Below are 18,950 nucleotides of genomic sequence, written 5' to 3'. Positions count from 1 at the left end.
TCTTAACGCCCTGATTTCGCTGTCCGACATGATGTCGTCAAATTAGCAACACCTGAGTGCCCACGTTGGTCATGCCGAAAAGCTCGGCGATGTGTTCATTATATAGGCCGATACAGCCGTTCGACGAACGCCGCCCGATCTTGCGCGTATCATGGGTGCCGTGGATGCGGTAATATTGCCAGCTGAGGTACAGCGCATGGGTGCCCAGCGGGTTATCCGGACCGGGCCCGACATAGTCCGGCCATTCCGGGTTGCGCTGCTTCATCGAGGGCGTGGGGCGCCATTCCGGCCCCTCGACCTTGCGGACCACCTCGGTGCGGCCCCGACGGGTCAGGTCCTCGGTCAGCGGCACCGAGGACGGGTACAGGTGGTACTGCCCGCTTTCCTGCCAGAAGTGCAGCGCGCGGCTGGAAATGTCGACGAGGATCGCACCGCCGCTCAACGAGTTGAAATAGGGCTGCCAATCCAGCGTCCGAAAGCTGGAAATGTTGCGCCGCACCACGGACCCGAGATCGCGCTCGACCTCGGTCGTCTCGGCCCCGTTGAACTGCTGCCCCAGTGCGGGCGCACCGATCATTGCCGCCGTCCCCGCAAGGAACCCGCGACGGCTCACACCGGTCGTCTTGCTCATCATCGTACCCCTGGTTAACACGCTCTTCGGAAATTCGTGGGCAGTTTATTGCCCGAAAGCCGCAGTCGCAATTCAAACAGGCGCGATCTGGCGAACTCACGCCGATGTGGGTTTGAATGGCAACGCCCTTTTGTATAGGCCGTTGGGATATACCGAATTCGAGAGCAGCCATGAACCGTCGTACCTTCCTCGCCCTGTCCTCGGCGCTGGCCATCGCGGCCTGCACCACCGCCCCGGTCGAGACCCCGAACCGCCTTGGTCCGGATGGCAGACCCCTGCCCAAGGTCTATCGCATCGGGCCGGGTGACCGCGGCAAGATCCAGTACCGCCTGCTCGATTCGGTCAACGCCCTGCGTCAGGCAGCGGGTGCCGCGCCAGTGTCGCTGAACGCCCAGCTCAACGCCGCCGCCGCGACCCATGCCCGAGACATGGCAGTGCAGAACCGGCCATGGCATTTCGGCTCGGACGGATCGTCGCCCATCGACCGCGTCCGCCGTGTCGGCTATCCCGGTCGCCTCATCGGCGAGGACATCTCGGAAACCTACGAGACCGAGCTGGAAACCCTCGCCGCATGGATGGAGAACCCCGACACCAAGCGCGTCGTGCTGGACCCCAACGCCACCGATCTGGGCTTTGAATGGCATCAGGAAGACAATGGCAAGATCTGGTGGGTGATGGTGCTCGGCGCGGCGGGCGGCGCGGCCCCGATCCAAAGCTGACAGGTTTCGCCGCGAAACCTCCCACGTTTACAATGGGTTAACGTTAATCACCCGTAAGCCCGCCTTCACGGATTGATGGTGATCGGCGTGCCGTTCTTCACCATGGCATAGATCTCGCGCATCTCGGAATTCGTCACGGCGATACAACCCGCCGTCCAGTCGCGCCCGCCCTTGCGATACTTCCACGGCCGCCCGTGGATAAAGATGTCGCCGCCCGGCGATTTCCCCAGCGCCCGTGCATTTTCCCGATCCTGAACATTGGGATAGGACACCCCGATCGACAGGAAAAACTGCGAATTCGGATTGCGGCGGTCGATGATATAGGTGCCCTCGGGGGTCTTGCCGTCGCCCTCGACCTGCTTGTGCCCGGCAGGCGCAAAGCCCAGCCCGATATCGTAATCCTCCAGCACCTCGGTCCCGTGCAAGAGATACATCCGCCGGTCGCCCTTGTTGACGACGACATGGGTCACTTCGGGCCCATTGTACGTCGCGAACTTGCTGCACGCCGAAACGCCCAAGCCCAGTGTCAGGATCAAAAGAACCCGGATCAATCGCATCGTCTGCCCCTTTGGTATTTTTCGGCCTTATACACCGAAACCGGGGCCCGGCGAAGATCACGATTTCGCCAGTCGGCGCCCCTCAGCGCCTGTCTGCCAGATGCTTCTCGATGGCCTCCAGCCGCGCGATGACCTCGTCGCGATAGGCATCGGTGCGCACCACATCCTCTTCGTGATGGGCGTCCTGCATCGAGTTCACGATCAGACCGACCAGCAGGTTCACCACCGCGAAGGTCGTGACCATGATGAACGGCACAAAGAACGCCCAGGCATAGGGATAGACCTCCATCACCGGGCGCACGATGCCCATGGACCACGATTCCAGCGTCATGATCTGGAACAGCGAATAGGCCGAGTTCCCCAGATCGCCGAACCATTGCGGAAAGCTGTCGCCGAACAGCTTGGTCGCCATCACCGCCCCGATGTAGAAGATGATCGCCATCAGCAGGAACACGCTCCCCATGCCCGGCAGCGCGGTGATGAAGCCCTCGACCACCCGGCGCAGGCGCGGCGCGACCGAGACCACGCGCAACACCCGCAGGATGCGCAGCGCCCGCAACACGGAAAACCCTTGCGTGGCAGGCAGATAGGCGATGCCCACGATGATGAAATCGAAGATGTTCCAGCCGCTTTTGAAAAACGCAGGCCCGCGCGCGATCAGCTTGGCCACGATCTCGGCGGTGAAGACCGCAAGACAGGCAAGGTCGAGCATCCGCAGCACCGGCCCGTATTGCGCCATCAGCGTGTCGGAAGTCTCCATCCCGAGGATCACCGCGTTCAGCAGGATCACCCCGATGATGACATTCTGGGTCAGAGACAGATCAAGGATCTGCCCGAGGCGCTGGCGCATGGTTCAACTCCGGTGAAAGGCGGCGACGAGTTCCAGATGGGTGGACCAGCGGAACTGGTCAACCACACGGAGCGAAGTGATTGTCCACCCGTTGCGCAGCAGCACGGCGCTGTCGCGCGCAAAGGTGACGGGGTTGCAGGACACATGTGCGATGCGGGGGATCTTTGTCTTGGCGATCTCGGCGATCTGCGCCTCGGCCCCGGCGCGGGGCGGGTCGATGACCACACCGTCGAACCGCGCCAGCTCGTCGGGCAAAAGCGGGTTGCGGAACAGGTCGCGCGCGGCGCTGGTGACGTGTTTCAAGCCGGTCGCGTTGCGCCATCCATGGTCCAGCGCCTTGACCATGGTCTTTTCCCCCTCGACCGCATGCACCCGCGCCTGCTCGGCCAAGGGCAGGGCAAAGGTGCCGCAGCCCGCGAACAGGTCGGCGATATGCGTCGCGCCTTTCAAGGCCTCGCGCACGGCGGTCAGCAGCGCAGTCTCGCCCTCAGCCGTGGCTTGCAGAAAGGCACCGGGGGGCGGCGTGACCTCGGCCTTGCCCATCAACAGGATCGGCTGGCGGCGGGTCAGCGATTCGTCGTCCCAAGTCAGCCGGGCCAGGTCATGGGTGCGGGCGATCTCGGCCAGATCGCTGCGAAACTGCGTGTCGATCTCCTTGCCGCCGGTGACGGCGACGTCCAGCCCAGTGCGCGTCTCCGTCACCGTCACCGACAACTCGCCCTTGCGCGAGGCCCCCAGCACCGCCAGCGCCTGCACCATCGGCAGCGCGGCGGTCAGCGCGGGCGTCACAAGCAGGCAATCCGGCACGTCGATCACCACGTCCGAGCCTTTCTGGTGAAAGCCCGCCAGCGCGCCCTTCTTGGTGCGTTTCGCGGAAAACGTGGCGCGACGGCGCGATTGCCGGGGCGAGGTGGCGATGCCATCGATCGGCGCATCGATGCCTTGCGCATCCAGCGCGCGGCGCACCACGTCCAGTTTCCACCCCTCGACAAACCCGTCCGAGGCGTGCTGCAACTGGCAGCCGCCACAGGCCTTGGCATGGCGACAGGGCGGCGCGACCCGGTCCACGGAGGGCGTGACGATCTTCGGCGCGCTCAGCGTGTCGCCCTCCAGCACACCCTCGACCTCTTCGCCCGGCAGAATCCCCGGCACAAAGACCGGGCCGGGCGCGATCCCGTCGCCTTTATGCCCCAGCCGCTCCACCGTCACGCGCGTCGGTTCAGACATTTCACCGCCCCAGTGCTTCTTCTTGGTCAAAATACCCAAATTGCGCCCGCTTTTCGCCCGCGCGCCGCCTAGGGTAAAGCCCCTACTCCGCCGCCTGCCCGAGGAAGCCACCGGACTGCCGCTCCCAATAGCGCGCATACAGACCCTGTTTCGCCAGAAGCACGTCATGGCTGCCCTGCTCGACGATCTGGCCCTGATCCATCACGATGATCCGGTCCATGGCGGCGATCGTCGACAGGCGGTGCGCGATGGCGACCACGGTCTTGCCCAGCATCACCTCTTGCAGCGCGTCCTGAATTTCCGCCTCGACCTCTGAATCGAGCGCGCTTGTCGCCTCGTCCAGCACGAGGATCGGCGCGTCTTTCAGGATGGCACGGGCCAAGGCGATGCGCTGGCGCTGCCCGCCGGACAGTTTCACCCCGCGCTCACCCAGCCGCGCGTCATAGCCGGTGCGCCCCTTGCCATCGATCAGGTCGAGGATGAAGTCATGCGCCGCCGCCCTGCGCGCCGCCTCAAAAACCTCGTCATCCGTCGCATCGGGGCGGCCATAGCGGATATTCTCCATTGCGGAGCGGTTGAACATGGCGGTGTCCTGCCGCACCACGGCGATCTGCCGCCGCAAGGCCTGCTGCGTCAGGTCGCGGATATCGGTGCCCGCCAGCGTGATGCGACCCTGTTCCACCTCATGCAGCCGCAGCAGCAGCGACACCGCCGTCGATTTCCCCGCCCCCGAGGCGCCGACCAGTGCGATCTTTTCGCCCTCGGCAATCGTCAGGTCAAAGCCCCGCAGCGCACGGCTTTCGCCGCCATAGGCAAAGCCCACATGGTCAAACCGGATCGGCCCGCGATCCGCCTGCGCCTGCGCGCCGGGGCGGTCCACGATGGCATGGGGCGGGGCCAAAGTTCCCACCCCGTCCTCGATCTCGCCCACTTGGGTAAAGATCTGGATCGACACGCGCCCCAGCCGGTTGGTCAGCATCGCAAGCCGCGTGGTCATCATCGCCGTCATGGCGATATCCCCCGCCGAGGCCTGCCCCCGGCTGAACAGGAACAGCGCCATCAGGATCGACACCATCGGCAGGATGCCCCCCAGCGTCATCAGCACCATGCGGAACACCGCCGACAGCTCGCCGAAATCGAGACTGCGCTGGCGGTAGACGTCCAGCGTGTCGCGGGTCGTGCGGTCTTCGTCATGGTCGCGGGCAAACAGTTTGACCGTCGAAATGTTCGACAAGGTGTCGACGATCTGCCCGATCACCTGCGTGCGCGCCCCCGCCCGCTTGGCCGAACGCGCCTGCACCCGCGGGATGAAATAGCGCAGCGCCGCCGCGTAGAGCAGACCCCAGACGAGGAACACCAGCAACAACCGCCAACTGACGTCGCCAAGGATGAAAAACGCCCCCGCGAACATCGCCAGCGAATAGACGATCACATCGGTCACTTCGACCACCAGATCGGTCAGGGAGCGGGCAATCTGGTTGGCCTTCTGGCTGAGCCGCCCGGCAAAGTCGTTCTCGAAAAAGGCCATCGAATGGCCCATCGTATGCTGGTTGATGCGCGCCATGACCAACGGGAACAGGTTCGGCCCCAGCATCACCCCGCTGACCGCCGCATCGAACAGGAACAGCAAGGGCCGGAACAGCAGGTAAAATCCCACGCCCACAAGGATCTGAGGCCAGAACGCCCCCCAGAACTCCCCCGGGCCAGCGGCGGCAGCGCTGTCGATGACCCATGCGGTGTAGCGCGCGACGAAGACTTCGGTCAGGCCGACCAGCACGGTGACGGCGCAGGCCAGCGCGATGGCGGGCTCCGCCCCTTTCAACGCCCAGCGCATGAAGGGCCAAAGCCCCTGTGGCGGCGGGCCGTCGGCGGGCACAAACGGGTCGATCTGCGGCAGCCAGTTGCGGATCATTCGGCGGCCTCGGCGGCGTCATCCCCGAGGAATCCACCGGACTGGCGCTCCCAATAGCGGGCATAGAGACCCTGTTGGGACAGCAGGTCATCGTGGGTGCCTTCTTCGGCAATGTGACCCTGTTCCAGCACGATGATGCGATCCATGGCGGAAATCGTCGACAGCCGGTGCGCAATCGCCAGCACCGTCTTGCCCTGCATGAAGCTGGTCAGCGCGGTCTGAATTTCCGCCTCAACTTCGGAATCGAGCGCGCTTGTCGCCTCGTCCAGCACCAGAATCGGCGCGTCCTTCAGAATGGCGCGGGCAAGGGCGATGCGCTGCCGTTGCCCGCCGGACAGTTTCACACCGCGTTCGCCAAGGAAGGCCCCATAGCCCGTGCGCCCCTCGGCATCCTTGAGGTCAAGGATGAACTCATGCGCCTCGGCGCGGCGGGCGGCGGCGGTGACCTGCTCCTGTGTTGCGTCGGGGCGGCCATAGCGGATATTGTCCAAGGCCGAGCGGTTGAACATCGAGGTTTCCTGCGTGACCATGCCGATCTGGCTGCGCAGGCTGTCTTGGGTGACGGTGCGGATGTCCTGCCCGTCGATGCGAACCGCGCCTTTTTCGGTGTCATAGAGCCGCATCAGCAGCGCCACGAGGGTCGATTTCCCCGCGCCGGACGCGCCCACGATGGCGAGCTTTTCACCGGGGGTGATGGTCAGGTCGATCCCCTCGATCCCGCCGGATTCGCCGCCATAGGTGAAGCTGACATCGTCATAGCGGATCTCGCCCTGTGGGACCTCGAGCGCGACCGCGTCGGGCGCATCGGTCAGGTCATGCGCTACGGAAAGCGTGGTCATGCCATCCTCGACCTCGCCGAGATGGCCGTAGATCACCATGATCGAAAAGCTGATCCAGCCGGTCATTTGCGCCAGCCGCAGCGCGGTGCCGCCGATCGCGGCAATGTCGCCCGGCGTGACGGACCCGCGCATGGCAATCGCCGCGCCGATCAGCGTAACCGGCAACAGCCCGGCAATCGCGATCAGCCCAAGGCGAAAGCGCGTGGTCAGGTCGCCAAAGGCCAAGGCCTTGCCGCGCAGGTCGTCGAGCGCGCCCAAGGTCATGGAATCCTCGTGCCTGCGCCCGGCGAACAGCTTCACCGTCTTGATGTTGGACAGGGTGTCGACCACCTGCCCGGTCACATTGGCGCGGGCACCTGCGCGGGCGGCGGAGCGGACGCGGATTTTCGGCAGGTAGACCCGCAGGAAGGCGAGGTACCCCGCGAACCAAACGAGAAGGATCAGCACGAGCCACGGATTGACCGCGCCCAGCAACGCCATGGTGCCGATCACCGTCGCCAACCCCAGCGTCAGGGCATTGACGGATTCGATGGTGACCTCGGTCAGAGAATTCGCCGCCTGCACCTTTTTCTGCGCCAGCCGCCCGGCAAAGTCATTGTCGAAGAAGGTCACCGACTGGTCGATCGTCCAACGATAGAGCCGCGTCATCACAAGGTTGAAGACATTCGGCCCGATCATCACCGTCTGGGTCAGGGCGAGGCCCCCAAACAGCAGCGGGCGGACGACGACCATCAACCCGGCGGCCACCAGCAAAAGCGGCCAATGGGCAAGGATAGAGCCTGTTTCGCCCGCCACCAGATCGACGATCAGGCCGAGCATATACATCGACAGCACCTCGACCCCGCCCGCAGAAAGCGAGATCACGACGCCCAGTGCGATCACCGGCCAAGCGCCCTTGAGCGCCCAAAGCATGAAGCGCCAGAGCGTGGCGGGGGGCGGGCCCTCGCCGGGGGCGCGGGTGTCGACAAGGCCGCCCGCGCGCTGGATCAGGGTCTGTTTCACTCGGCGGCCTCCTCTCCCGCGTCGATGAACCCGCCGGATTGACGCGCCCAGAACCCGGCATATAGCCCGCCCTGCGCCAAAAGCGCGTCATGCGGGCCGTCCTCGACAATGCGGCCGTCGTCCAGCACCAGAATCCGGTCCATCCGGGCGATGGTGGACAGGCGGTGGGCGATGGCGATCACGGTCTTGCCCTCCATCATGCCGTAGAGCGTGTCCTGAATGGCGGCCTCGACCTCGGAATCGAGCGCACTGGTGGCCTCGTCCAGTACCAGAATGGGCGCGTCCTTCAGGATCACGCGGGCGAGCGCGATGCGCTGCCGCTGCCCGCCGGACAGTTTCACCCCGCGTTCACCCACCTGCGCGTCATAGCCTGTGCGCCCCTCGGGGTCTTGCAGATCAAGGATGAAGTCATGCGCCTGCGCCTGACGGGCGGCGGCGATCATTTGCGCGTCCGTCGCGTCGGGGCGGCCATACAGGATATTCTCACGCACGGAGCGGTGCATCAGGCTCGAATCCTGCCCAACCATGCCGATATTCAGGCGCAGGCTGTCTTGGGTGACATGGGTGATATCCTGCCCGTCGATCCGGATCGTGCCGCTTTCAGGGTCGTAGAACCGCAGGAGCAGCTTGACGAGGGTCGATTTCCCCGCACCCGACCGCCCGACAAGGCCGACCTTTTCGCCCGGCGCAATGGTCAGGTCCAACGCGTTCAGCCCGCCAGACCCGCGCCCGTAATGGTGGCTGAGGGCGGTCATCTCGATCCGCCCCTCGGTCAGCCTTAGTGGCTGCGCGTCCGGCGCATCGACCAGCGTGATCGGCTGGGCAATCGTCTCCATCCCTTCCTGGACAACACCAAGCTCGCGGAACAACGACGTGGTCGCCCACATGATCCAGCCGGTCATGGCATTCAGGCGCAACACCAGTGCCGTCGCCGCTGCGACCGCACCCGCCGTCGCATTGCCACCCATCCAAAGCGCCAAAGCCAGCCCGACAACGCCGACGATCAGCAAGCCGTTCAGCACGTTCAGGGCCACATCCATGGTGGTATAGAGCCGCATTTCGCGGAAGAAGGTCCGCCGCGCATGCTCGATCGCCTCGCGACCATAATCCAGCTCAGCCTCGCCCTGCGCGAACATCTTGACCGAGTGGATGTTGCTGTAGCTGTCTACCACACGGCCCGTGAACTGGGACCGCGCGTCAGACGACGCCTTGGACGCGGGGGACACGTTGCGGATCGTCCAGCGGATCAGCAGGCCATAGAGCACAACCCACAACGCCAGCGGGATCATCAGGCGCGGGTCGCTGTCACCCAGCAGGACCATCGCCCCGATCACGTAGGCGATGGAAAAGGTCATCGCGTCGAAGACCTGAAACGCCACCTCGCCCGCCGCCGGGGGTGTCTGCATGATCCGGTTGGCGATGCGCCCGGCAAAGTCGTTCTCGAACCAGCCCACAGATTGCCGCAAGACATGACCATGCGCGCGGTAGCGGATCAGCGTCCCCAGATTGGGCAGGATCGTCTGGTTCAGCAGCGCCACATCGAACACCGCGATCAGGGGGCGCAGGAACAGCAGGAACAGGCCCAGCGCGATCAGCGTCCAGCCATGATCGGCCCAGACCTGCGCGGGGTCGTTTTCCAGCAGGTCGACGACCCAGCCCATGGCCCAGATCAGGCCGACCTCGACCCCGGCGATCAGGATCGAACCCAGCGTCGCGGCGATGAACACGCCCCGAAAGGGCCGCGTGTATTGCAGAAGGAAGGGCAACAGACGCCGGGGCGGCGTATCGGTGCGGGGATAATCCGTGTAGGGATCAACGAGATTTTCAAAGAAACGGTACATTCGGAGGCGCCTTTTTGCGGGCGTTAGGTGAGCATGACGAAAGATCGCGGGGGCCTGAGGCATGCCCGCGTGTGCAGGGTCACTCAGACAAAGCTGGGTAGGGACCGTGCAATTCTCATCATGTTGCCTCCGACTGGGTTCACGCTTTGGTAGCCCGATAACATGCGTCTGTCACGCTTTTTTGACACGCGCCAACAAGCGGTTGCGGTCGAGCGTGAAATCCGACGCGATCCATTGGGCTTCGAGATCGCGCAAGGTCTGGCCGAGGTCTGGCCCCTGAATGTCGGGCATCAGGTCGCGGGCCGTCACCGGAAAGCGCGCTTGCGCGGCATGGTCGATGCGTGCGAGCGCGTCGGGATTGGGCGCGGTTTCAAAGCTGGCGGCGCGCAGGGCGGCAAGGTCGCGCGCGGTCTCGGCGCCGTGGCGATAGGCGATGTCCGACAGGGTGTCCGAGGCGCCGATCAGGCTCTGATACAGTGCAAGGTGCCTTTGTTGCGCCCTCGACAGGCGCAGCGCAGCCCCATCGAAGAACCCCATGACAGCCATGCGCCGCAGCGGATCGGCGGGCAGGCCCAGCGCCGTTTCATGGACGATGAGCGGGCCGAGCGCCGTGACCACGGCGCCGGGCAGGATATGCGCCAGAACACCGGTCTGGTTCATCACCGAGACAGCAAAGAGCGGATCAGACGCGCTGAGAAGTTTCAGCGTTTCCGCGCCCACCCGCTCCGCCGAAAGCTGGCCAAGCCCGTCGAGATTGGCGGCAATGGCGGCCAGCGCGTCGGGGTCCATGCCCTGCGCCGGATCGGCATACCAAGCGGAAAAGCGGAAAAAGCGCAGGATGCGCAGGTAATCCTCGCGGATGCGCGTGTCGGGGTCTTCGATGAACCGAAAGCGCCGCGCGTGCAGGTCAGGCAGCCCGCCCAGCGGGTCGATCAGCGCACCGCGTCGGTCGGCATAAAGCGCGTTCATGGTGAAGTCGCGGCGCAGCGCATCCTCGGCCACATCGGTCGCAAAGCGCACGACCGCGCGACGGCCATCCGTCTCTATATCGGCACGAAAGGTCGTGATCTCGTACCCTTGGCCATCGCAGACGACGGTGATGGTGCCGTGGTCGATGCCGGTCGGGACGGCCTTGAGGCGGGCGGCCTCGGCAAGCGCGATCACGGTTTCGGGGCGGGCATCGGTGGAGATGTCGACATCGGCCACCGGCTCACCCAGCAAGGCGTTGCGGACGCAGCCGCCAACCGCGTAGGCAAGGAAACCGGCCTCTTCGAGCATGGCCATCACGCGCTGCGTGGCATCGCGGGTCAGCCAGTCGCCGGTGACGCGGGTCATGCCTGCACCCGGTCGGCCAGCCCGCGCAGCATCCGCGCGGTGGCGCCCCAGATGTAATAGGGGCCCAAAGGTGCGGTGAAATAGTGCCTGCGTTGCCCGCGCCAGCGCCGGTATTGCACGACATAGCGGCTTGGGTCGGTGACATGGGTGAAGGGCGCGAAGAAGACCTCGTCGACCTCGCCCGGCTCGGGGATCGGATCGAATGCGCCATGGATCAGGGCGACGACAGGCGTCACGTTGAACCCCGTCACGGTTTCATGCACGGGCAGCGTGCCCAGCACCTCGACCTGTTCGGGGTTCAGCCCCACCTCTTCATCCGCCTCGCGCAGGGCGGCGGCGGTTTCATTCGCATCGCCGGGATCGACTTTGCCGCCGGGAAAGGCGATCTGGCCGGGATGGTGTTTCAGCCGGGAGGAGCGTTTCGTCAGCACCAACTGCAACCCCGAGGGGCTGTCCATGAAGGCGCAGAGCACCCCGGCGGGGCGCAGGCTGCGGTTTTCGGGCAGCTTGAAACCGGGGTTCAGATCGAAATCCGACGAGGGCACGCCATCCGCGGACAGCGCGCGCCTCAATGCGGTGACCTGCTCAGCCGTCATCCTTCGCCTCGAAGCCGACCGTGGCCGGGTCCAGTTCGTAATGCGCGCTGCAGAACTGGCAATCGGCGGTGACCTTGCCATCCTCGGTGGTCATGGTCGCGATGTCCTTGGCCGAGTAGATCGACAGGCTTTGACGCACGCGGTCCTCGGAACAGGTGCAGCCAAAGCGCACCGCCTGCGCCGGGAAGACGCGCGGCTGTTCCTCGTGAAACAGGCGCACCAGAAGCTGGTCGGGGGACACCGTGGGGCCGATAAGCTCCAGCTCTTCGACGGTTTGCACATGCATGTTGACCCGGGTCCAGTTTTCGCGCGCATCGTCGGCCACCACGTCATCGGGCTGCAAGAAGCCACGCTCGCCGGTGGGCTCGACCGCGTGGGGCGAGGCCTTAGGCATGTGTTGCAGCATGATGCCACCGGCGCGCCAATGCTCGGCCACGCCGGGTTCGCGCGACTTGCCGTAGGACAGGGCAAAGGTGGTCGGCAACTGTTCGGACTGGGCGAAATAGCCAGCGGCGGCGTCGGCCAGACATGTGCCCACCAGCGGCGCGATGCCCTGATAGGGCTGCATTCCCTCGCCCTGATCGATCAGCACCGCGAAATATCCGTTGCCCAACTGCTGGAACGGCGGCGCGTCGGTGATCCGGTCGGCGTCAAAGCTGGCATAGGCGCGGATGCGCGCCGGCTCGCCCTCGGATTCGGGGCCGTAGTAATCGGTGGCGATCATGCGGACCGGGCCGTTGGTCTGCACCTGAAGCGACAGCTTCCAGCGCAGCTTGATCGTTTGGCCGATCAGCGCGGTCAACAGGGCCATCTCGGCGACCAGCGCCTCGACCGGTTCGGGGTAATCATGTTGTTTGAGCACGCCCGACAACACGCCATCCAGCCGCGCCACGCGGCCGCGCATGTCGGAGCGGTCAAGCTGGAAGGGCAGGACGGTGTCGTCCCAGGCGAGTTTGGTGCCGATGCTCATGGGGTTTCCTTGTCTGCCTTTGACTGGCGATGCGTGGGCATATAGGCCTTTCAGGGGCGTCCTGAAAGGGGGGGCGTGCAGACCGGGCAGGAGAGATTGGATGACACCACGTTTCGGAGAGGCCCCGAAAGCCGGTCAACGCTATGTGCGGCGGCCCGGCGTCTATGCGATTCTGCCGCGTGACGGGGCCCTCTTGCTGACCCATCAGGCCGAGCCGCATCCCGAGGTGCAACTGCCCGGCGGCGGAATCGACCCGGGTGAGCACCCGATTGCCGCGCTGCATCGCGAGGTCTTCGAGGAAACCGGCTGGCGTATTGCCGCGCCGCGCAGGCTGGGGGTGTTTCGCCGGTTTACATGGATGCCGGAATACCAGATCTGGGCCGAGAAGATCTGCACCATCTATGTCGCCACCCCCGTGCGCCGGATGGGACCGCCCAGCGAGCCGGGGCATACGGCGCTGTGGGCCCCGCTTGCCGAGGCCGCCGCGTTGCTGGGCAATCCCGGCGATGCCGCGTTTGTCAGACGTTTCCACACTTTCGGACGCTAGCCCGCCAGCACGTCATATTCCAGCAAAGCCGCCGAGACATCGTCGCCAAGGCTGGTCGAATCGCGCATCCCCTCGGTCAGGCGCCAGAACATGTCCTGCAACAGCTCCGGCCCCTCGCCATTGAGCGCAGAGGCCCGGAACAGGTCGACAAGCCCCTCCTCACCCAGCATCTGCCCGTTCTTCATCACCGCCTCGGTGAAACCGTCGGAATACAGCAGCAGCCGGTCCCCGGTCGTCATTCGGAATTCGACCTGCTCATAGATCACCTCGTCCACGAGGCCGATGGGAAGGCCGCCATCACCGAGAAATTCGACCGACCCGTCACGGCGCATCAGCAGCGGATGCGAATGGCCCGCCTGAACCAGCTTCATCCGGCCGGTATTCAAGTCACCGGCGAGATAGGCCATGGTCAGATATTCCTCGACCCCCGGATCGGCCGCCAGACGCTGGTTCAGCAACTGCGCGGTTTCCGCCGGGCTGCGCATGGTGAAGAACTGGCTGGTGGCCCGGCAAAGCGCCAGATTCTGATCCATGAACTTGCTGGACAGGTACCCCGCCACGCGCGCGGTCACCATGGCGGAGGTGATGCCGTGCCCGGACACGTCGATGGAATACAGGCCAAGCTGGTTGCTGCCCGGGGTGAACATGCCCACGAGATCACCGCCAACATGCCCGCAGGGCTGCAACAGCAGGCTGACGCGGGAGGTTGCCAGTTCCATCACCCGCTCGGGCACCAGCGATTGCTGTATGGTGCGCGCCTGGATCAGGTCGCGTTCGATCGCCTCGTGCGCCTCGCGCAATTCGGCCAGCGCGTCAGAGACCTGCCGGTTTTTTTCCGACAATTCGCGCTGCATCGACACGACCCGCTCCCCGGCATTGATTCGCGCGCGCAATTCATTGGCGCCAACCGGCTTGGTCAGGAAGTCGTCGGCCCCCGCATCCAACCCCTCGGCGATCTCGTTCTTTTCGCTCTTCGAGGTCAGGAGGATGAAATAGCCATAGCTGTTGCGTTCCAGCCGCCGGAACTGGCGGCACAGGTCCAGCCCGTTCATGCCCGGCATCATCCAGTCGGACAGCACCAGATCCGGCTCCGTTTCGGCGCAGATGGCCAACGCATCGGGGCCGTTCGTCGCCTGCATCACCTCGAATCCCAGCCGGGTCAGCATGGCGGTCATGATCTTCAATTGCAGGTTGCTGTCATCCACGATCAGCACGCGGCGTATCGCACCGGTCATGACCTCGCGGCTGGGGATGGGGTTTGCCTGCACGGAAATACCTTTTCGAAAACGGTGCCGTGGGGGCAGTCGTAGCGACGATTTCTTAATGCAGCCTGAATGTTAAAATTTGCCGGAACTCATCCGCAGCGTGAAAGACTATGTTCATTTCCCGACCCTAGCCTGAGGCCATCAGGAGGTGCGTCATGATCGATTGGTCGCGTGTCGATGAACTAGTGGATGAGATCGGCGCCGAGGATTTCGGCGAGGTGGTCGAGCTGTTCCTGTCCGAGGTCGAGGGGGCGATCGACCTGCTGGACAAGGCCGAGGGCAATCCAATCGTCACCGAGGAGCAGATGCATTTCCTCAAGGGGGCGGCGCTGAACCTCGGCTTCGAGGAACTGGCGCAGCTGTGCCTCAAGGGGGAAAAGGCCGCCGCCGCCGGGCGGGCGGACGTGGTCAGCCCGGCAATGGTGCGCAAGACCTACGAATCGTCGCGGGATGTCTTTCAGGCGGATCTTCCGGCGCGATTGGCCGCCTAGATCTTGCGGTGCAGGTCGCCGAGATCGGCAGGGATACCCTCGGCAAAGGCGTCGCGGCGCAGGCGGCGCATCCCGTGGATCCAGCGGTCGGTATCCTCGGCCCGCCGTTGGAAGAAGGTCGCCGCCTCGGGATGAGGCAGGATGAGAAAGCGGTCGGCGTGCAGGCCGTCGTTCACGCAGGCGGCGACTTCGGCGGCGGTCAGGACGCGATCATTGGGACGGTTCTCGGGCCGGTCCGCATCGTAGCCCAGAAGCGGCGTGGCGACATAAAGCGGGCAGACGACCGAGACATGGATGCCGTCATCGCCATGCTCGATGGCCAGCGACTGGGCCAGACTGACGGCGGCGTGCTTGGTGGCGGAATAGGGCGCGTCCCCGATCTGCGACAACAGCCCGGCGGCAGAGGCGGTGTTGACCAGCCAGCCCTCGCCCCGCGCGATCATGCCGGGCAGCACAAGGCGCGCGGCGCGCAGATGGGCCATGACATGCAGGTCCCAGCTGTCCTGCCACTGTTGATCGGGGGCCGAGGTCGGGCCAGCCACTGCGCCCAGCGCGAAGCCCGCGTTGGACACCAGCATGTCGATCCGGCCCAGCGCGCTCTCGGCCTCGTGCACCATGCGCGCGATGGCCTCCGGGTCGCGCAGGTCACCGGAGGTCGCAGCACCTCCGATCTCATCCGCCGCCGCTTGCGCCAGCGCGGGGTCCAGATCGGCCACGCAGACGCGCATGCCCTCGGCCGCCAGCGCACGCGCCAAGGCGCGCCCGATCCCCTGCCCGCCGCCTGTGACCAAGGCTGTGCGACCGGCAAACATCAGATCAGGAACTGTGCGAGGATTTCGTCATCGGTGATGTCCTGATAGGTATAGCCCCCCTCGTCGAGCGCGGCATAGAGACGGTGAAAGCTGTCGGGGGCCTTCGTCTCGATCCCGATCAGGACAGAGCCGAAATTGCGCGCGGATTTCTTGAGATATTCGAACCGGGCGATGTCATCATCGGGACCGAGCAATTCGAGGAAGCCCTTCAGCGCGCCGGGGCGCTGCGGCAGGCGGAGGATGAAATACTTCTTCACGCCGGAAAAGCGCTGGGCGCGTTCCTTGACCTCGGGCAGGCGCTCGAAATCGAAATTCCCGCCGGAGGTGATGCACACCACGGTCCGCCCCCGGATCGCCTGACCAAGATCCTTGAGCGCATCGACAGACAGCGCGCCCGCCGGTTCCAGTACGATGCCCTCGACATTCAGCATCTCCAGCATGGTGGTGCAGAGACGGTCCTCGCGGATCGACAGGGTATTGGCCAGCCCGACGCCTTGCAGCCGCTCAAAGGTGCGCGCGCCGATCTTGGCCACGGCAGCGCCATCGGCAAAGGTATCGACGCGCGGCAGGGCGACGGGGCGACCGGCCTCCAACGCGGCGCGCAGGCAGGCGCCGCCCGCCGGTTCCACAAAGGTGTAGTTCGGCTGATTGCCGAAATAGGACAGGATGCCCGAGGACAGCCCGCCGCCGCCCACCGGGATCACCAGATGATCGGGCACACGGCCAAGCTGCGCCTCGATTTCCACCGCAACCGACGCCTGCCCCTCGATCACGTCCTCATCGTCGAAGGGCGACAGGAAATACCCGCCTTCAGAGGCACAAAACGCCTGCGCGGCGGCAAGGCAATCGTCGAAATAGTCCCCGATCAGGCGCAATTCGACATTGTCGCCGCCGAACATGGTAGTTTTCTGGATCTTCTGCTGAGGCGTCGTCACCGGCATAAAGATCACACCCTTCACCCCGAATTGCCGACACATCCACGCCACACCCTGCGCGTGGTTGCCCGCAGAGGCCGCAACGAACAGCCCCTCGTCGCGCCGCTTGCGCATCGCGTTCAGCGCGCCGCGGATCTTGTAGCTGCGCACGGGGGACAGGTCCTCGCGCTTCAGCCAGATATCGGCGTCAAACCGCGCCGAAAGGTGATCGTTGCGCAACAAGGGCGTCGCGGGGAAGACCTCGCGCATGGCGGCCTCGGCGGTGCGGGCATTGTCCTGAAAGTCACTCATGCGGAATCTGTGACCCATGCCACGCCGCCGCGCAAGTCAGGGAATGTCGCGCCCCTCGACATAGACGCCGTAAAGCGTGGTCAGGCAGGTGATCGAGATCAGCGTCAAGAGCCAGCTGGCCGCCACCATCCAGACCAGCCCCAAGGGCAGCGCGATGGCGCCAAAGAACAGCGCCCCCACCGGCACCACCGCCGAGATCACCGCAAGGATCGCCGCCAACCCCAGCACGCCGGACAGGTCGGTGCCCGTCACCTCCCACGAGGCCATGAGCTTCATCCGCTTTTCCATCGCCACGGCGGGCAGGATCAGGGACAGCCGCAGCAGGACAAAGATGACAGCGGCGACATAGATCAACAGCGCAGGCAGGAAGAGGATCGGGACAACCAGCAGCACGATGGACAGCGGCACCGCAAAGACGAAGCCCGCCACGATCCCGACCAGCCCGACAAGGATCGTCCGCCCGAGATAGCCCAGCACCAAGCCGCCATGCCAATTCGGCAGCCAGCTGCCCGTATCCTCGCCCGTCAGCACGTAGCGATGCCACGCCACCGCCAGCCAGATCGAGGTGACGACAGAGGCCAGCGCCCAAAGCGCCATGACCAGCGCCAGCCCCGGCGCGACCATGACATCCCCCTGCAGGCCCGTCTGTTCGGTCTGCATCTGCCACCAGATCTGCGGCACCAGCTGGAAAGCGAACAAAAGCCCGGTGATCCGCAGCGCGGTGCCGCGATTGTCCCACACCATGCGGAACGCGTGCCTGAACAGTCGCCAACCCTTCATCGCTTTCTCCTTTGCCTGATGAATGGCTACCATGTCGGGGGGCCTCGTCAACGTGGCATCCTTGCGGAATGCGGGAAAACCGGCTAACTCCGCGCGCGATATATGACAAAGGAAGCCCAGCATGTCCGCGCCCAAGAAAGTCGTCCTGGCCTATTCCGGGGGCCTCGATACCTCGATCATCCTGAAATGGCTCCAGACGGAGTATGGCTGCGAGGTCGTGACCTTTACCGCCGATCTCGGTCAGGGCGAGGAGCTGGAGCCGGCGCGCGCCAAGGCCGAGATGCTGGGGATCGCGCCCGAGAACATCTATATCGAGGATGTGCGCGAGGAATTCGTGCGCGACTTCGTCTTTCCGATGTTCCGCTCCAATGCGGTCTATGAAGGTCTGTACCTGCTGGGCACGTCCATTGCCCGGCCGCTGATTTCCAAGCGTCTGGTCGAGATCGCCGAGGAAACCGGCGCGGATGCGATTGCGCATGGGGCGACCGGCAAGGGCAACGATCAGGTGCGGTTCGAACTGTCGGCGGCGGCCCTGAACCCCGATATCAAGTGCATTGCCCCGTGGCGCGAGTGGAACCTGTCCTCGCGGACGGCGCTGCTGGACTTTGCCGAGCAGAACCAGATCCCGATCGCCAAGGACAAGCGCGGCGAGGCGCCGTTCAGCGTGGATGCGAACCTGCTGCACACCTCCTCCGAGGGTCGCGTTCTGGAAGACCCCGCCGAAGAGGCCCCCGATTACGTCTATCTGCGCACCGTCGCACCCGAGGACGCGCCCGATACGCCCGAAGTTATCGAAGTGACCTTTGAAAAGGGCGACGCGGTGGCGATCAACGGGCAGGCCATGTCCCCCGCCACGATCCTGACCGAACTGAACGAGCTGGGCCGCAAGCACGGCATCGGGCGTCTGGACTTTGTTGAAAACCGTTTCGTCGGCATGAAGTCGCGCGGGATTTATGAGACCCCCGGCGGCACGATCCTGCTGGAGGCCCATCGCGGGATCGAGCAGATCACGCTCGACAGCGGCGCGGGCCACCTGAAAGACAGCCTTATGCCGCGCTACGCCGAGCTGATCTATAACGGTTTCTGGTTCTCGCCCGAGCGCGAGATGCTGCAAGCCGCCATCGACAAATCCCAGGAACACGTCACCGGCACCGTCCGGCTGAAGCTTTACAAAGGCTCCGCCCGCACCATCGGTCGCTGGTCGGATCACTCGCTCTATTCCGAGGCGCATGTGACCTTCGAGGACGACGCCGGTGCTTATGACCAAAAGGATGCGGCGGGCTTCATCACGCTGAACGCGCTGCGCCTGCGCCTGCTGGCCGCCCGGAACCGTCGGCTGAAATAAGCCCG

General features: G+C 64.8%; 18 protein-coding genes. 4 read left to right on the top strand and 14 right to left on the bottom strand.

Features of this window, described 5'->3' with window-relative positions:
* Nucleotides 1-37: 37 nt before the first annotated feature.
* The gene (locus D8Z78_RS06980) at nt 38-634 is read right to left on the bottom strand and encodes a L,D-transpeptidase (protein ID WP_420824307.1); all 597 of its coding nucleotides are present in this window, start codon (nt 632-634) and stop codon (nt 38-40) included.
* A gap of 167 nt (nt 635-801) precedes the next feature.
* Here D8Z78_RS06980 and dalA point away from each other — a divergent pair, with 167 nt between their 5' ends.
* Nucleotides 802-1,350 carry a divisome-associated lipoprotein DalA gene (gene dalA, locus D8Z78_RS06975; protein WP_121629419.1) on the top strand — a complete coding sequence of 183 codons (549 nt, stop codon included), beginning with the start codon at nt 802-804 and terminating at the stop codon, nt 1,348-1,350.
* Nucleotides 1,351-1,415: 65 nt separating this feature from the next.
* Here the strand turns inward: dalA and D8Z78_RS06970 are convergent, their stop codons facing one another.
* From D8Z78_RS06970 to hslO, 9 genes are all read right to left on the bottom strand, one after another.
* Nucleotides 1,416-1,907: a L,D-transpeptidase family protein gene (locus tag D8Z78_RS06970; protein WP_121629418.1), complete on the bottom strand. Its 492-nt coding sequence runs from the start codon at nt 1,905-1,907 to the stop codon at nt 1,416-1,418.
* Nucleotides 1,908-1,989: 82 nt separating this feature from the next.
* Complete coding sequence (locus D8Z78_RS06965) at nt 1,990-2,757, bottom strand: ion transporter (protein WP_121629417.1); 768 nt, start codon at nt 2,755-2,757, stop codon at nt 1,990-1,992.
* A gap of 3 nt (nt 2,758-2,760) precedes the next feature.
* A complete protein-coding gene (locus tag D8Z78_RS06960) occupies nt 2,761-3,984 on the bottom strand; it encodes a class I SAM-dependent RNA methyltransferase (protein WP_121629416.1) in 1,224 nt (407 codons plus the stop codon).
* A gap of 82 nt (nt 3,985-4,066) precedes the next feature.
* Complete coding sequence (locus tag D8Z78_RS06955) at nt 4,067-5,896, bottom strand: ABC transporter ATP-binding protein (protein WP_121629415.1); 1,830 nt, start codon at nt 5,894-5,896, stop codon at nt 4,067-4,069.
* Complete coding sequence (locus tag D8Z78_RS06950; protein WP_240672030.1) at nt 5,893-7,737, bottom strand: ABC transporter ATP-binding protein; 1,845 nt, start codon at nt 7,735-7,737, stop codon at nt 5,893-5,895. The genes D8Z78_RS06955 and D8Z78_RS06950 overlap by 4 nt, the downstream gene beginning before the upstream one ends.
* Nucleotides 7,734-9,578 carry an ABC transporter ATP-binding protein gene (locus D8Z78_RS06945; RefSeq protein WP_121629414.1) on the bottom strand — a complete coding sequence of 615 codons (1,845 nt, stop codon included), beginning with the start codon at nt 9,576-9,578 and terminating at the stop codon, nt 7,734-7,736. Before D8Z78_RS06945 ends, D8Z78_RS06950 begins: the two co-directional genes overlap by 4 nt.
* Before the next feature lie 171 nt (nt 9,579-9,749).
* A complete protein-coding gene (locus D8Z78_RS06940) occupies nt 9,750-10,913 on the bottom strand; it encodes a CCA tRNA nucleotidyltransferase (RefSeq protein ID WP_121629413.1) in 1,164 nt (387 codons plus the stop codon).
* Complete coding sequence (locus tag D8Z78_RS06935) at nt 10,910-11,509, bottom strand: CoA pyrophosphatase (RefSeq protein WP_121629412.1); 600 nt, start codon at nt 11,507-11,509, stop codon at nt 10,910-10,912. The genes D8Z78_RS06940 and D8Z78_RS06935 overlap by 4 nt, the downstream gene beginning before the upstream one ends.
* Entirely contained in the window at nt 11,499-12,479 is a 981-nt protein-coding gene (gene hslO, locus D8Z78_RS06930; RefSeq protein ID WP_121629411.1) for an Hsp33 family molecular chaperone HslO, read from the bottom strand. The genes D8Z78_RS06935 and hslO overlap by 11 nt, the downstream gene beginning before the upstream one ends.
* A gap of 100 nt (nt 12,480-12,579) precedes the next feature.
* On the opposite strand from hslO, the gene D8Z78_RS06925 reads away from it, so the two are divergent.
* Nucleotides 12,580-13,026 (top strand): NUDIX domain-containing protein, encoded by a 447-nt coding sequence (locus D8Z78_RS06925; protein WP_121629410.1) that lies wholly within the window; start codon nt 12,580-12,582, stop codon nt 13,024-13,026.
* Here D8Z78_RS06925 and D8Z78_RS06920 read toward each other — a convergent pair.
* Nucleotides 13,023-14,261 carry a PP2C family protein-serine/threonine phosphatase gene (locus tag D8Z78_RS06920; RefSeq protein WP_121629578.1) on the bottom strand — a complete coding sequence of 413 codons (1,239 nt, stop codon included), beginning with the start codon at nt 14,259-14,261 and terminating at the stop codon, nt 13,023-13,025. The two genes, D8Z78_RS06925 and D8Z78_RS06920, sit on opposite strands and share 4 nt — an antisense overlap.
* 185 nt (nt 14,262-14,446) lie before the next feature.
* Between D8Z78_RS06920 and D8Z78_RS06915 the strand changes: the two genes are divergently transcribed.
* Entirely contained in the window at nt 14,447-14,782 is a 336-nt protein-coding gene (locus D8Z78_RS06915; RefSeq protein WP_121629409.1) for an Hpt domain-containing protein, read from the top strand.
* Here D8Z78_RS06915 and D8Z78_RS06910 read toward each other — a convergent pair.
* Genes D8Z78_RS06910 through D8Z78_RS06900 form a run of 3 tightly spaced genes read right to left on the bottom strand, consistent with a single transcriptional unit; the run spans nt 14,779 to nt 17,600 of the window.
* Nucleotides 14,779-15,594, bottom strand: a complete 816-nt coding sequence (locus tag D8Z78_RS06910; protein ID WP_240672029.1) for an SDR family oxidoreductase — start codon at nt 15,592-15,594, stop codon at nt 14,779-14,781. The genes D8Z78_RS06915 and D8Z78_RS06910 overlap by 4 nt on opposite strands.
* On the bottom strand, nt 15,594-16,820 hold the full coding sequence (gene ilvA, locus D8Z78_RS06905) for a threonine ammonia-lyase IlvA (protein ID WP_121629407.1): 1,227 nt from the start codon (nt 16,818-16,820) through the stop codon (nt 15,594-15,596). Before ilvA ends, D8Z78_RS06910 begins: the two co-directional genes overlap by 1 nt.
* A 36-nt stretch (nt 16,821-16,856) precedes the next feature.
* Nucleotides 16,857-17,600, bottom strand: a complete 744-nt coding sequence (locus D8Z78_RS06900) for a hypothetical protein (RefSeq protein ID WP_121629406.1) — start codon at nt 17,598-17,600, stop codon at nt 16,857-16,859.
* 121 nt (nt 17,601-17,721) lie between these two features.
* Here D8Z78_RS06900 and D8Z78_RS06895 point away from each other — a divergent pair, with 121 nt between their 5' ends.
* Entirely contained in the window at nt 17,722-18,945 is a 1,224-nt protein-coding gene (locus D8Z78_RS06895) for an argininosuccinate synthase (protein ID WP_121629405.1), read from the top strand.
* The last annotated feature ends 5 nt before the right edge of the window (nt 18,946-18,950 follow it).

The sequence above is a fragment of the Tropicibacter alexandrii genome (genome assembly GCF_003667315.2).
Lineage (GTDB): Bacteria > Pseudomonadota > Alphaproteobacteria > Rhodobacterales > Rhodobacteraceae > Tropicibacter > Tropicibacter alexandrii.
Note: the sequence above shows the minus strand (reverse complement) of the source record. Positions and strands in the feature narration are given on the sequence as shown.

Bases quoted from the DNA above. Each gene is read 5' to 3' on its own strand.
- D8Z78_RS06980 (WP_420824307.1), bottom strand. From the start codon at position 634: ATGATGAGCAAGACGACCGGTGTGAGCCGTCGCGGGTTCCTTGCGGGG.
- dalA (WP_121629419.1), top strand. From the start codon at position 802: ATGAACCGTCGTACCTTCCTCGCCCTGTCCTCGGCGCTGGCCATCGCG.
- D8Z78_RS06970 (WP_121629418.1), bottom strand. From the start codon at position 1,907: ATGCGATTGATCCGGGTTCTTTTGATCCTGACACTGGGCTTGGGCGTT.
- D8Z78_RS06965 (WP_121629417.1), bottom strand. From the start codon at position 2,757: ATGCGCCAGCGCCTCGGGCAGATCCTTGATCTGTCTCTGACCCAGAAT.
- D8Z78_RS06960 (WP_121629416.1), bottom strand. From the start codon at position 3,984: ATGTCTGAACCGACGCGCGTGACGGTGGAGCGGCTGGGGCATAAAGGC.
- D8Z78_RS06955 (WP_121629415.1), bottom strand. From the start codon at position 5,896: ATGATCCGCAACTGGCTGCCGCAGATCGACCCGTTTGTGCCCGCCGAC.
- D8Z78_RS06945 (WP_121629414.1), bottom strand. From the start codon at position 9,578: ATGTACCGTTTCTTTGAAAATCTCGTTGATCCCTACACGGATTATCCC.
- D8Z78_RS06940 (WP_121629413.1), bottom strand. From the start codon at position 10,913: ATGACCCGCGTCACCGGCGACTGGCTGACCCGCGATGCCACGCAGCGC.
- D8Z78_RS06935 (WP_121629412.1), bottom strand. From the start codon at position 11,509: ATGACGGCTGAGCAGGTCACCGCATTGAGGCGCGCGCTGTCCGCGGAT.
- hslO (WP_121629411.1), bottom strand. From the start codon at position 12,479: ATGAGCATCGGCACCAAACTCGCCTGGGACGACACCGTCCTGCCCTTC.
- D8Z78_RS06925 (WP_121629410.1), top strand. From the start codon at position 12,580: ATGACACCACGTTTCGGAGAGGCCCCGAAAGCCGGTCAACGCTATGTG.
- D8Z78_RS06920 (WP_121629578.1), bottom strand. From the start codon at position 14,261: ATGACCGGTGCGATACGCCGCGTGCTGATCGTGGATGACAGCAACCTG.
- D8Z78_RS06915 (WP_121629409.1), top strand. From the start codon at position 14,447: ATGATCGATTGGTCGCGTGTCGATGAACTAGTGGATGAGATCGGCGCC.
- D8Z78_RS06910 (WP_240672029.1), bottom strand. From the start codon at position 15,594: ATGTTTGCCGGTCGCACAGCCTTGGTCACAGGCGGCGGGCAGGGGATC.
- ilvA (WP_121629407.1), bottom strand. From the start codon at position 16,820: ATGAGTGACTTTCAGGACAATGCCCGCACCGCCGAGGCCGCCATGCGC.
- D8Z78_RS06900 (WP_121629406.1), bottom strand. From the start codon at position 17,600: ATGAAGGGTTGGCGACTGTTCAGGCACGCGTTCCGCATGGTGTGGGAC.
- D8Z78_RS06895 (WP_121629405.1), top strand. From the start codon at position 17,722: ATGTCCGCGCCCAAGAAAGTCGTCCTGGCCTATTCCGGGGGCCTCGAT.